This window comes from Novipirellula methanifontis (genome assembly GCF_052161655.1).
Classification (GTDB): Bacteria; Planctomycetota; Planctomycetia; order Pirellulales; family Pirellulaceae; genus Novipirellula.
This window is the reverse complement of the sequence record NZ_CP197418.1, coordinates 7,958,990-7,971,791: the sequence shown is the minus strand read 5'-3', so window position 1 is coordinate 7,971,791 and position 12,802 is coordinate 7,958,990. Positions and strand designations below refer to the sequence as shown.

The following is a 12,802-nucleotide window of genomic DNA, read 5'->3' as shown; positions in this document are numbered from 1 at the left end:
GGGCAAATCGGAATTCATGGACGCACCTAGCGTCAACCAGAAACGAAACGCTAAGAAAAGGAAAAGATAGTGAAAAAACTAACTCTTATTGCGATCGTCTTAGTTTGTCAGTTTGCCGTGTTGGCGCGGGGCACAAGTGCCGAAGAACCGACGCTTCCCAATGTGGTTTTCATTTATGCTGACGATCTGGGCTACGGCGATCTCGGTTGCTTCGGCGCGACGAAGTTGCAAACGCCCAATATCGACAGGCTCGCCAAACAAGGGCGACGCTTTAGCGACGCTCATACCGCGTCGTCGGTTTGCACGCCGTCGCGATACGGCTTGTTGACCGGTGAGTATCCATTTCGAGCCAACGGCGGCAAAGGCATCTGGGGGCCTGCATCGATCGACTCACCGTTGCTCATCAAACCCGACACTCGCACCATCGCCGATCTATTCAAAAGCAGCGGCTACGATACGGCGGTCGTGGGAAAATGGCACCTGGGGTTCGGCAAAGGAAAAAACGATTGGCAGGAGCCGCTGAGTCCCGGGCCGTTGGACCTGGGTTTTGACTATTACTTTGGCATGCCTGTGGTGAACAGCGCTCCGCCTTATGTCTATGTCGAAAATGTGGGGGTAGTAGGTAGCGATCCTTCCGACCCTTTGGTCCATCTTGGCAGGAATTCGAAGGAGAAAACGACGCCGATTACGCCAATACCACCTGAGGCCGCGCAACGCTCGCCGAACCAATTCAGCGGCGCCGCCCGCGCGCACAAGTTATTCAATGATTTTGAAGTCGGCACCAAGTTGACGGAGAAGGCAACCGACTGGATCAAATCACGCGGCGAGAAACCTTTCTTCCTGTATCTTGCAACCACCAACGTGCATCATCCCTTCACGCCGGCCGAGCAATTTCAGAAGACCAGCGAATGCGGAGTCTACGGCGACTTCGTTCATGAACTCGACTGGATCGTCGGCGAGGTGATGAAAACACTCGAAGCGAAAGGCGTCGCCGATAATACGCTTGTGATTTTTACCAGCGACAATGGCGGCATGTTCAATCACGGAGGCCGCGCCGCGGCGGCGATGGGGCACAAGATCAACGGCGACCTGCTCGGTTCCAAATTCGGAATCTGGGAAGGCGGACACCGCGTGCCGTTCATCGCTTGGTGGCCCGGCAAGATCGAGGCGGGTAGCCAGTCAGATCAGTTGCTGAACATGGTTGACATGCTGGCAACGTTCGCGGCACTGACGGGTCAGGAATTGAGTGCGAACCAGCAAAAAGACAGCATCAACATGCTCTCGGCACTGACGGACAACCCCGATACGCCTCTGCGCACCGAAATGGTCGTGACTCCGCACAAACCATCTCACATGGCACTGCGCAAAGGAAAGTGGATGTACATTCCCGCCAAAAGCGACGGCGGATTCACCGGTTCAAAACCCAATCAACATGCATGGGGCGGTGCGGCTGTCGCGACGCTGGTTAACACGCCCAACAGCGATATTGTGAACGGTCGAATCAAAAGGAACGCGCCGCCGGTGCAGCTTTACGATCTCCACAGCGACGTCAATCAGACAAAGAATGTGTCCAACGACTTCCCCGAAGTGGTGGCGCAGATGAAGTCGCAATTGAAAGAATATAAGTCAGCCAAAAAGTAGCGATGCTAAACGTCGCCCCGGCCGTCAATCCGGGCAGACAGGTTCACAATTCAAAGTTCAAAAGCACAAACTCTGGAAACCACATGAAAATAAAAAGCTTAATCCTGTTGGCAGTGTTTCAGACATGCCTTGTAGCGGCTTGTGTCGCAAATGCAGAGGATCAACACAGCACCGCTGCCGCGACAACCAGCGACAAAGACGATTCCCACATGCAGTGGTGGCGTGAAGCCCGCTACGGCATGTTTATCCACTGGGGTCTCTATTCGATCGCGGGGGGCGAGTGGAAGGGAAAGGACTACGGCAAAGAGCAGGGAGGAGCCAGTGCAGAATGGCTGATGAATAGCGCGAAGATTTCGGGAGAGGAATATCGCAATTCATTGGCACCACAATTCAACCCGACCGAGTTCGATGCTGCCAAGTGGGTCGCCATCGCCAAAGAGGCCGGGATGAAATACATCGTCATCACCTCCAAGCACCATGACGGTTTCTGTCTATTCGATACCGAAGCGACCGACTACAACGTCATGGATGCCACGCCGTTCAAGCGTGACATCATCAAGGAACTTTCCGAGGAATGTGCTAAGCAAGGAATTAAGTTTGGTGTTTACTATTCTCAGTTCAAAGATTGGTATCACCGTTCACGCGGTCGGGCGAAAGGCACGATGACCAATGAAGAATATCTTGCGCTAGTTGAAAAGAATCTTGATGAGTTGCTGTCGAATTACGGCGAAATGTCCGTCCTCTGGTTCGACGTGGGTGGCAGCAACGTGATCGAAGCCAACGCGCAAGGCGCGCGGGTGCGTGAACTGCAGCCCAACTCAGTAATCTGCAGCCGGCTGTACAGCCGCAAGGTGCCGGTGGATGAGCAAAAGTATGCGGACTTCAATTCGCTGCCCGACCGCATGCTTCCCGCTGAGCGGATGACGGAAGACTCCGAGACGTGTATGACGATGCGCCACAATTGGGGTTATGACCGAACGGACGATGCATGGAAAAGCGAGAAAGACATTGTTGAGTTTCTCGCGCTGTGTGCGGCACGTGGGGTGAATCTGCTGTTGAACGTTGGCCCCGACCCGAAAGGGAATATCTTGCCTGAGGAAATTGAGCGACTTCAAGCCGCCGGCAAGTGGATGAAAGTTAATGGCGATTCGATCTACGGCACCACGTCGTCGCCCGTCGATTTTGATTTCTGGTGGGGCGCGATGACGCAAAAGGATCAAACCGTGTACCTGCATGTCCTGGAGTGGAAGAAGGATGGCATTGAGTTTAACGGCATCGTTGGCAAACCAGCCAAGGTCTATTTCCTTGCTGATAAAACGCAAGAAGCGTTGCCGGTTAGCTACGACGCGGATGGCCACATCACCAAGATTGAAGTGCCCGAATCGGCTCCCGATATTCGAGATACGGTGATTGCTGTGGAGTATGAGAGGCCAATTGCCACGGACCCCAGCGCGAAGGGTAAGTACCATTGGTATACCACTCGCAGTAAGCGTCATACGGAAATTCGCGAGAGTAAGCATGCTGGGCAGCAGATGCTACACGGTGCGGTGAAAGCCGCACGCCAGTAAGAAAATTGGATGCAACCAAGTACCGTACGATGGACATCCAGTTCGCAAATAAGGAAACACAGTACACCGTGAAATTCTTACTTTTAGCGTTTTCGTTGGTTGCGACTTTGGCGGCCCATGCCGCTGATAATCCAAACATCATCTACATCCTCGCCGACGACCTCGGTTATGGCGATGTGCAGTGCCTCAACCCTGAGCGGGGCAAGATCCCCACACCCGGCATGGACCGCTTGGCAGCCGAGGGTATGGTGTTCACTGATGCGCATTCGGGTTCATCGGTATGCACCCCGACCCGTTATGGTGTGCTGACCGGTCGCTACAGTTGGAGGACCTCGATGCAGAGCGGTGTGTTGTTTGGTTTTGACCAACCGCTGATCGCTTCGGATCGACTGACCGTAGCCGGTCTACTGAAGCAGCAGGGCTATGAAACGGCAATCGTTGGAAAGTGGCATCTTGGTCTGGGACTTGTTGGCCCCGATGGTAAGCCCACTCGTGGGCAACGGGCTCCCGTTGATGGAGTCGCCTGGGACGCGCGCATCACCGGTGGCCCCGTCGATCTCGGCTTTGATTACTGGTTTGGCATCTCCGCTTCGCTTGACATGCCGCCCTACATCTATATCGAAAACGATCGGTTCGTCGGCGAGTGTACGACGATGAAAGCCTTCCACCGCAACGGGCCCGCCCATGCTGATTTCGAGGCCATCGAGGTGTTGGATGGGATCGGCGACCGATCGGCCCAATACATTCAGGGGCAGTCCAAGAATGAACCGTTCTTTCTCTATGTGCCGTTGACTTCCCCCCACGCGCCGATCATTCCGACCGATACGTGGCGAGGAAGGAGTGGGCTGGGGCTGTACGGAGATTTCGTGATGCAAACCGATGCAGTCGTTGCTCAGATAACCAGCGCGGTGGATGCTGCCGGGCTTGCTGAGAATACGATCATTGTCGTCACCAGCGACAACGGTTGCTCGAAGGTTGCCGACATTCCAGCGCTCAAAGCGAAGGGGCACTACCCCAACGCACACTATCGTGGCTCGAAGTCCGACATCTGGGACGGCGGTCACCGCGTGCCGTTTATCGTCCGCTGGCCGGCGGGCGTCCAAGCCGGTTCGTCTAGCGACGAGGTGATTTGTTTGACCGATTTGATGGCGACCTGCGCCGAACTGACTGGTGCCAAAGTGCCAGACGACGCAGGAGAGGATAGCGTCAGCTTTGCGGCGGCACTCCACGGTGAACCGGTCGCGTCCACTCGTGCGGGTGTCGTACACCATTCGGTCAGTGGCCGATTCGCCTATCGTTCAGGCAAATGGAAGATTCTATTGACCAAGGGTTCGGGTGGTTGGACGAAGGAGCCGATGTCGGTCAGTGCTCCGGCACAGCTCTATGACATGGAGGCCGACCCCGGTGAGCAGAAGAATCTCTATCACAGCCACCCCGAAGTCTTTGAGCGTCTGCTCACTCAATTGGAATCGGACGTGAAACGCGGACGCAGCACTGCTGGGCCGGAACTATCCAACGATGTTCCCGTCCGATTGAAGTACTCGGAGTCCAATAAGAAGCCCGGATCGAGAACGAAGCAAGGTAAAAGTTCGCGATGAAGATAAAACGACAGCGTTATCTGTTTTTGAACATCCAAAGGTGTTTTGGAATCGTTTGTTTGCTGCTTGCCGGTGCGCAGGTCGCATCTGCGGTGGACTCGTCTGGCAGGAACAGTCATTTTTGGATCACGTTGCGCCCAAATGCGGGAGCACCCTCGGGAACCAACGAAGATGTAGTGCTGGCTAACGGATACCGTCGTGTGGATCTCGCTTCACCCGACCTCGCCTGCAAGCGAGTCGCCAGCGGTTCGAAACGAGTCTTGCAGATTGCGTGGAAAGGGAATGATCTGCTTGGTGACGCAGGTGCGGAAACCCTGCAATTCAATGTGGTGGCCGAGGCGGGTGATAAGAAATTCACAATTCAGGATGTCACGGTGAACGGCGAGAACGCTACGACGAAAGGGCTCGTGCTGGAACGCTCTGTTTCTAAATACATACCAAGAAAGCTGAATGGGAGGCGACCGCCCAAAAACTATTTTGAAATTCATGGCTCGATCGTCCTGAGAAACCCGGCGTTGAACGAAGAGGATCCGGAGCATCCGTTCTCTGATTTGAAATCCGGGTACACGATGAGGTCGACACCTTACCCGCCAACCACGCCAGAGAAGCTGAAAGCGTTTCCTGCATTTTCGTGGGACAAGGTTCCAAGGACGATGCTGATCCGCAAGACCACCGCCTACACGGATGCTGAAATCAAAGCCATTGCCAATCACTATGATTTGGTCGTACTCGAAAAAGCCAACAGCGCAGGGCAGAAAGGTACGATGGCGGGTATGTTGCATACCGGAGCGAGGCTGAAAAGGATCAATCCTGATATCAAAATTCTTTTCTACTGGAACTCACGAATCTTTTTCGGGCACTACGGGATCGATAATTCCATCGATCAACATCGGGATGAATGGATTGACTCCAAGTTTACGATTCGCGACGGGCTGCCAACCTACGACCGGAACAATCCAGGTTTTCTCAAGTGGTGGGTCGGGTGTTGTGAAAAAATGATCGCTCATCCGCAGATTGACGGAACGTTTGTCGATAAGTCGGGCGTCCCCATCTCGATGCTCGATGCCCTGTATCAAGCGACCCCCGCTAACAAACTGGTCATGAACAACAATGCCGCAGCGCGACAGCGCATTGGCTATGTGGATGGAACGTACCGGGAAGGTTGGAGCGGCGGCGGTAATCCGGATACGGTTGCGGAGACCATTGCCATCGGACGAGAAACTGGTCTGAACAAGAAGATGCAAATCTTGAGAATGCCCGTGAAGGGGGCAGCCAACAAGCGGGAAATGGAGGACAGGATCGATCGTAATTTGGCGATCTATTTGTTGTATGCGGAAGAGTATTCCTATTTTTACTGGCAAGCCACGGTGGATGCCAAGAAGGGCAAGATCTGGGAATGGGAAACCAGTTACATCGACCAACTGAATCGTCCATTGGGCAAACCCTTGGGTCCCTATACCCGCGACAACCATGTCTTCACGCGCAGCTTTGAACATTGCGATGTCTTTATGGACTACCAGCCTAAATCCAAGTCGAGATCGGCTACTAGGATTCTATGGAAGAACGACATTGGCAGTCCGCCTCTGGCGGGCAGCGGGATGTCCAGCACCGATGACACCTACAAGATTGAAGGTGGCGGAGCGTTCGCTGGTAAAACGGATCAGTTCTTTTATTTGTCCGACGCTCACTACGGCGATGGAGCGGTCAGGGCTTCCGTTGATTCATTTGACGAGAGTTCAGCCGATGCCAAGGCGGGCGTTATGTTCAGGGAGTCATTGGCTGCAGACGCCAAAATGGTCGCTGTGCTGCGGGATCCCAGTGGTCGCATGCACATGGTTTACCGACCTGGGACAGGCGCTGCTTTAGTCAGCGCCGGTGCTGTCGACGCAGCTCAGGACCGTTACGCGATGCTGGTTCGCAAGGGAGATACCTTCGTTGGATCCTACTCTGCGGACGGCACAAATTGGACCCATATCTCGCAGGTCAGCATCCCCATGAGCGAGAAGATTGAGATGGGAATGGCCGTCGCCTCTCACAACCCGACCGCTCTGACGGCAGCTACTTTCAGTGGCTTTGCACGCATCGAAACTTCTAGCAAGTCGAACGACGACGACTTGGATTAAAGGAAACAATCGTATGAGAACAGGTAGACGATTCATAAAAAAATCGAGATAGATAAGATGAAAAAGATGATAGGTATGGTTTTGATCGCAGTGTCGGTTTTCGGCGCAGCGTCGGCCTTCGGTGCAGATGAACGCATGGTGTTGCAGTACGATTCGCCAGCAAATGACAAAGCTGCGATTAACCGAGGCAAAGGGAAGACACCGACGAGCTTTGGTTTCATGCAGACCGCGCTGCCAATGGGCAACGGCAGGCTGGGCGCGATGTTTTCCGGAGGGATTGATCGCGAACATCTGATGCTGAATGACATTACGTTGTGGATGAACAGCAAGCGGGGCCTCGATGAAGTTTCGCAGTCCGGAACGCGCAAGGGGGCGGCTGAAAATCTGGAAACGGTGCGGCAGGCCTATCGGGATGGGAAATATGGCACCAAAGCAGGAAGCATGGAAAGCCTCGCCACCGAGTACCTCAGTAGCACGGAGCCACTCGGGAATTACGCTCCTTTCACCGACGTGATGGTTTCCACTGGGCATGATCCCAAAAACGTTAGCAACTATCGTCGCCAACTGGATGCGCGAACAGGACTAGGATCCGTCCGCTATGAAATCGACGGAGGACATTATTTCCGCGAATATTTCTGTAGCTATCCCAGCGACCTTTTCGTGGCCCGCTATACCTCCGAAAAAGCAACAATGGATCTGACGATTGGGGCCAGCTCAAAGCATCGAGGGACTGTGGTGAAGGCTGACGCGAATCAGATCGTCCTGACTGGTGCCGCAAAGATGGTGCAGGATGATATGGAATTTATGCAGCTGATTCAGGTCGATGCCGGCGACGGAACCGCCTCGCCACAGCCGGATGGATCGATTCGTATTACGGGTGCGACCGACGTGACGATCTATCTCGCGGGCTATTCCGACTATCTCCCGGTTTATCCCTCCTTCAAGGGCCGCGATTTCAAAGCGGACTGCGCAACGACGATTTCTGCGGCGGCATCACAGGGATACGACGCGCTCAAAAAAGAGCATGTCGACGACTTTTCTGAACTCATGGATCGCTGTCGGTTGGAATTGGATTTTCAACCCTCCGGATTGACGACCGATAAGCTGGTCGCTGGGGACGGAAGTCTGGAGCTGGAAAATCTTTACTTCAACTATGCCCGCTATCTACAACTGAGCTGCTCACGCGGTGCGCCTCTGCCGTCCAACCTGCAGGGGCTTTGGAACGACAGCCTCAAGCCAGCCTGGAATTGCGACTACCACACCGACATCAATGTCGAGATGAACTACTGGATGGTGGATCCCGCCAACCTGTCCGAATCGTTTCACCCGTTCGCCGAGTGGATGAAGATCCTCGCGGAATCGGGTGCCCATACCGCTCGCGAAACGCACGGTGTCGACTCCGGTTGGAGCATGGGCCTGAACGGGAATGCCTTTGGATTTACAGCGCCGAATAACCATGGACGCCGAAATCAACAGGCAGGGCACTGGCTCTCTCAAAATCTGTACGATCACTATGCCTTCACTCAAGATCGCGCCTATCTGGAGGAAATCTATCCGATCCTCAAAGGCACGGCGCAGTTCTTTGTCGAGTTTCTCGCTCCATGGAAAGATGGAACGCTGGTGGTCTATCCCACTTGGTCGCCGGAGAACTGCTTCCTTAAGCGTCCGTATGGCGGACTGAACAAGCAGGCCTACGGCGCGTCGTGGGATCAGCAGCTCGTGCTGAACCTGTTCACCGACTGCATCGAAGCTTCGACCGTTTTGGGACGCGACGAAGCCTTCCGGAAAACGTTGCAGGACATGATCCCCGCGCTTTGCCCTCAGAAAATCGGACAGCATGGGCAATTGCAGGAATGGCCCGAAGACTGGGACAGCCCTACGGACAAGCATCGCCATATTTCCCACCTGATCGCCCTGCATCCGGGGCGCGACATTTCTCCTCTGACAACCAAAGAGTTATACGAGGCGGCCTTGGTGACCATGGAGCACCGCGGCGACGAGTCGACTGGCTGGAGCACCGGCTGGAAAACGTGCTTTTGGGCGCGGCTGCACGACGGAGACCATGCGCATAAAATCTACGAATTCCTGACTTCAAAACGCGCTTATCCAAACCTGTTCGACTTTCATCCGCCGTTCCAGATCGACGGCAATTTCGGTGGTGCTGCCGGGGTGTTTGAAATGCTCCTGCAAAGTCATCTGCGCAGTGTGAATCCACAAGCCAAGACCATCGAAGAGGCTGCGTTTGTTGCTTACCAAAAGGATGCGATGAATCCAAAGCATTTCGTGCCTGTTGTGCCGGATGAATCCTTAGTTGATGCGCCGTACATACTGCACCTGTTGCCCGCACTGCCAACAGCCTGGCCGAACGGTAAGGTCGATGGTCTGCGTGCGCGTGGCGGATTGGAGGTCGATATGCAGTGGAGCAACAATCAACTCACCAAGGCAACGATCCGCGCCACCCGCGATAGTACATTCCGTGTTTATTGGGATGGCAAGCTCAGCGAAACCATCTCACTGAAACAAGGTCAGTCAACCAAAGTAACAAAATGAAACAACACAAATGCATTCTGGTGGTGTTACTGGGGCTGGCATTGCCAACCGGCTTAGTTGCCGAAGAGACCGCCGGTGACGCTCGCAATCGCGGTGACGCGTCTCCCAATATCGTTTTGATTTTGGCCGATGACATGGCTTGGTCGGATGTCGGCTACAACGGTCAAAAGAACTATGAGACTCCGCATATTGATCGAATGGCCGCAGATGGCATGCGATTCGATGATGCGTATGCCGGTGCTTCGGTCTGCTCGCCGTCACGGGCCTGTTTGATCACCGGCATGTATACGCCGAGACACAACATCTATCATCCGGGAGCCCGAGCACGCGGCAACGTGAACTCGATGAAGCTGGCTGTTCCAAACCGATCAAAGAAGAATGAGATCTACGATTGGTTTACAGCCACCGACGAGTTAGCTCCCGACGTCAATTCGCTGGCCAAGGTGGCTAACTCGGCAGGGTATGCGACGGCGAGATTCGGCAAGTGGCATGTCGGTTCCGACGAGCAGGGCTTTGACATCAGCGCATCTCATGGAAACGACTATCGCGATCGCAATGGCACGAAGACGCTGACAGATGCCGGGATCCGATTCCTTTATGACAACAAGGATCAGCCCTTCTTTCTGTTTATGTCGTACTATGACGTTCACATTCCTTTGCTGGCCAACCCAGAAGTCGAAAAAAAATACCAGTCGAAGAAAGAACGAACAGGCGGTGATTTTAACCCGGCGTACGCGGCGATGGTGGAAGCGGTTGATACGGCGGTCGGGCGACTCAGGGCCGAGCTACGCGCGATGCAACTCGAAGACAACACCCTGGTGATTTTTACCTCGGACAATGGCGGCTATCCGGGTGCCACGAGCAATCGTCCTCTGCATGGATACAAGGGAAATTTGTATGAAGGAGGAATTCGAGTTCCAACTTGTATGGCGTGGCCAAGCAAGATCAAAAAGGGCACGACTTGTCGTACGCCGATCACGTTTGTGGACTATCTTCCCACGATTGCGGAGCTTACTGGTGCATCTCTCTCGCCAGGCAAGTATCCCGTTGATGGAGTGTCTCTCGTTCCTTTGATGATGGGCAAGGCCATTGCTGATCGTGCGATTTTCTGGCACTTTCCGCTCTATGCGAATCTCTCAGGTCGTGTCGACAAAGCCAAGGCTCCTGGAACCTTCCCAGTATTTGGGACGGACCGTCTCTACTGGCGTGGCGTTCCGGCAACAGCGATTCGTCGAGGGAATTACAAGCTGTTGTATTTCTACGAGGATCAGTCATTTAAGTTATTCGACGTCGTGAGTGACATCAGTGAATCGAAGGATCTGTCTACAACGCACCCGAAAATCGCCGCGCGGCTATTGAAAGAGTTAAAGGAGTGGACCGCTGCGGTGAATGCCCCCGTCCCGACCCGGATCAATCCGTCGTTTGATTCTGGGGGGTGACGCGCAGGATGACATTAAGTTCTACCGTGAGTTGGAGTCCGGCAAGGAGCACCTCTGGTCGCTTCGGGATGATCTGGGTGAATCGAATGATCCGCTAAAAAGACCAAAACCAAGTCTAAAACAATCAGCAATCAATCGAAGCAAGGGAACAAAGAATGAAGATCCGAAAGAGAACATTCGCAAGGATCTGGTGCTGGCTCCCAAGAGCAGCAAGAGTCTTTCTCTCCGTAAAGGCAAGTGGATGTATATTCCGAGCAGAGGCAGCGGTGGCTTTACCGGGTCGAAGCCGAGCGACCACGCTTGGGGCGGCGCTCCTGCGGCGGCGTTTGCAGGCAGTGAAAACAGCGACATTGTGAACGGCAAGATCAAGAAGAATGCGCCCGCCGCCCAGCTCTATGATCTGCAGAACGATGTTCGTCAGACCAAGAACCTTTACCGTGAATACCCTGAAGTCGTGAGTGAGATGGAAGCACGATTAAGTCGCTATCGACAGCGATGAACGTCAGCTTAGGAAAAAGTGACGCTACGAACTCAATAAATAAACTGAACTCAAATGATGAAGAACAAAATGATCCGAACACTCACGCTCCTTTTCGTATGCACGTTGACGCTGACCGCGGCCACCGCGCAGGAACCCACCGCGCAGGATCAATCACTGGTCCCTATGAAAGCGGTTTATTCCCCCGCCGAAGGCATCGGAGTGCAGCAAGGCGTGATGCGCCGCGACCCCAGCGACATCATCAAGGTCGCTGACTTGTATTACGTTTGGTATTCCAAAGGGCCGCAATCGAGCGGGTACGATGCAACCGTTTGGTATGCGACATCGCCCGACGGTCACCAGTGGACGGAGAAAGGTGTTGCGATCGAGAAGGGGACACCTGGATCGGGAAGTTGGGATGAAGCGAGCGTCTTCACACCGAATATCCTCGTTGCTGAAGGCAAGTATTGGCTCTTTTTCTCGGGTATCTCGGCCAACATGAAAGTGAAGCCAGATACCAAAATCGGACTCGCTGTGGCCGACTCGCCTGATGGACCGTGGACGAAACTGGAGAGTAACCCTGTCTTGAAAGGTGGCGACGACCCAAAGAAGTTTGACAGTCACCTAATCGACGATGCCTGCTTGATCGTCCGCGATGGGAAGTACTGGTTCTATTACAAGGGTCGTCAACTAGGCAAGAGTCCCGCCCAAACTCAGCTGGGTGTCGCGATTGCCGACAAGCCAGAGGGACCGTACATCAAACATCCGTCGAATCCCGTCATCCCAGGCAATCACGAAGTCCTGGTTTGGCCCCAAGGCAAAGGCGTCGCGGCGCTGATCGGCACAGTGGGACCGAAATCGATCACGCATTCGATCATGTTCTCCGAAGACGGAGTCAATTTTACAAAAACACACACCGTCGCAAATGTGCCCACCGCCGCCGGTGCCTACCGCCCCGAAGCGTTCACCGACAGTGGAAAGGGCGAGCGAATTCAGTGGGGTGTTCATATCGGCAAACGTAAAGGATCGCTGCCGTTTATCGAGCGTTTCGACTTGGTACCAAGCGAAAAATAATGAACGTCGGCGACCGCCCCTTAGTAACCGTCCCGAAATAACTTCCGTATGACGGACATCCTTGTCCGTCGAAATTCCGCGACGGACTAGGAAGTCCGTCGTACAAACCGGGAAGTTAATTCGTGACATTTCCTTCGCCTGCCACGGAAACCATTTCGCGGTCGAAATTGATGGCGGTTATCACGACGCACAGTACGAAAAAGATCAGCGACGAGAACAATACTTGATCGAAAAAGGGTGGGACGTGATTCGCTTCGTCAACGAAGACGTTTTAAATGATGCTTAGCCGCTCACCCGCCCGTCGAAACCATTAAGATGTAATGTTGCGTTG

The 12,802-nt window shown here is 54.0% G+C and carries 9 protein-coding genes; all 9 read left to right on the top strand.

Going from position 1 to position 12,802, the window contains the following annotated elements:
* Window positions 1–69: 69 nt before the first annotated feature.
* The 9 genes from SH528x_RS28240 to SH528x_RS28200 all read left to right on the top strand — a co-directional run bounded on the left by SH528x_RS28240 (window position 70) and on the right by SH528x_RS28200 (window position 12,757).
* Entirely contained in the window at window positions 70–1,641 is a 1,572-nt protein-coding gene (locus SH528x_RS28240; protein ID WP_442506780.1) for a sulfatase family protein, read from the top strand.
* Between the two features lie 83 nt (window positions 1,642–1,724).
* Window positions 1,725–3,209, top strand: a complete 1,485-nt coding sequence (locus SH528x_RS28235; protein WP_442506779.1) for an alpha-L-fucosidase — start codon at window positions 1,725–1,727, stop codon at window positions 3,207–3,209.
* Window positions 3,210–3,238: 29 nt separating this feature from the next.
* Window positions 3,239–4,807 carry a sulfatase family protein gene (locus SH528x_RS28230; RefSeq protein ID WP_442506778.1) on the top strand — a complete coding sequence of 523 codons (1,569 nt, stop codon included), beginning with the start codon at window positions 3,239–3,241 and terminating at the stop codon, window positions 4,805–4,807.
* Window positions 4,804–6,930 carry a putative glycoside hydrolase gene (locus tag SH528x_RS28225; RefSeq protein WP_442506777.1) on the top strand — a complete coding sequence of 709 codons (2,127 nt, stop codon included), beginning with the start codon at window positions 4,804–4,806 and terminating at the stop codon, window positions 6,928–6,930. Before SH528x_RS28230 ends, SH528x_RS28225 begins: the two co-directional genes overlap by 4 nt.
* 66 nt (window positions 6,931–6,996) lie before the next feature.
* Window positions 6,997–9,480, top strand: a complete 2,484-nt coding sequence (locus SH528x_RS28220; RefSeq protein ID WP_442512193.1) for a glycoside hydrolase family 95 protein — start codon at window positions 6,997–6,999, stop codon at window positions 9,478–9,480.
* Entirely contained in the window at window positions 9,477–10,919 is a 1,443-nt protein-coding gene (locus SH528x_RS28215; protein WP_442506776.1) for a sulfatase, read from the top strand. Before SH528x_RS28220 ends, SH528x_RS28215 begins: the two co-directional genes overlap by 4 nt.
* Window positions 10,870–11,418: a hypothetical protein gene (locus tag SH528x_RS28210; protein ID WP_442506775.1), complete on the top strand. Its 549-nt coding sequence runs from the start codon at window positions 10,870–10,872 to the stop codon at window positions 11,416–11,418. Before SH528x_RS28215 ends, SH528x_RS28210 begins: the two co-directional genes overlap by 50 nt.
* 57 nt (window positions 11,419–11,475) lie before the next feature.
* Window positions 11,476–12,471, top strand: a complete 996-nt coding sequence (locus tag SH528x_RS28205; protein ID WP_442512192.1) for a family 43 glycosylhydrolase — start codon at window positions 11,476–11,478, stop codon at window positions 12,469–12,471.
* Window positions 12,472–12,532: 61 nt separating this feature from the next.
* Window positions 12,533–12,757 (top strand): endonuclease domain-containing protein, encoded by a 225-nt coding sequence (locus SH528x_RS28200; protein WP_442506774.1) that lies wholly within the window; start codon window positions 12,533–12,535, stop codon window positions 12,755–12,757.
* Window positions 12,758–12,802 lie beyond the last annotated feature (45 nt).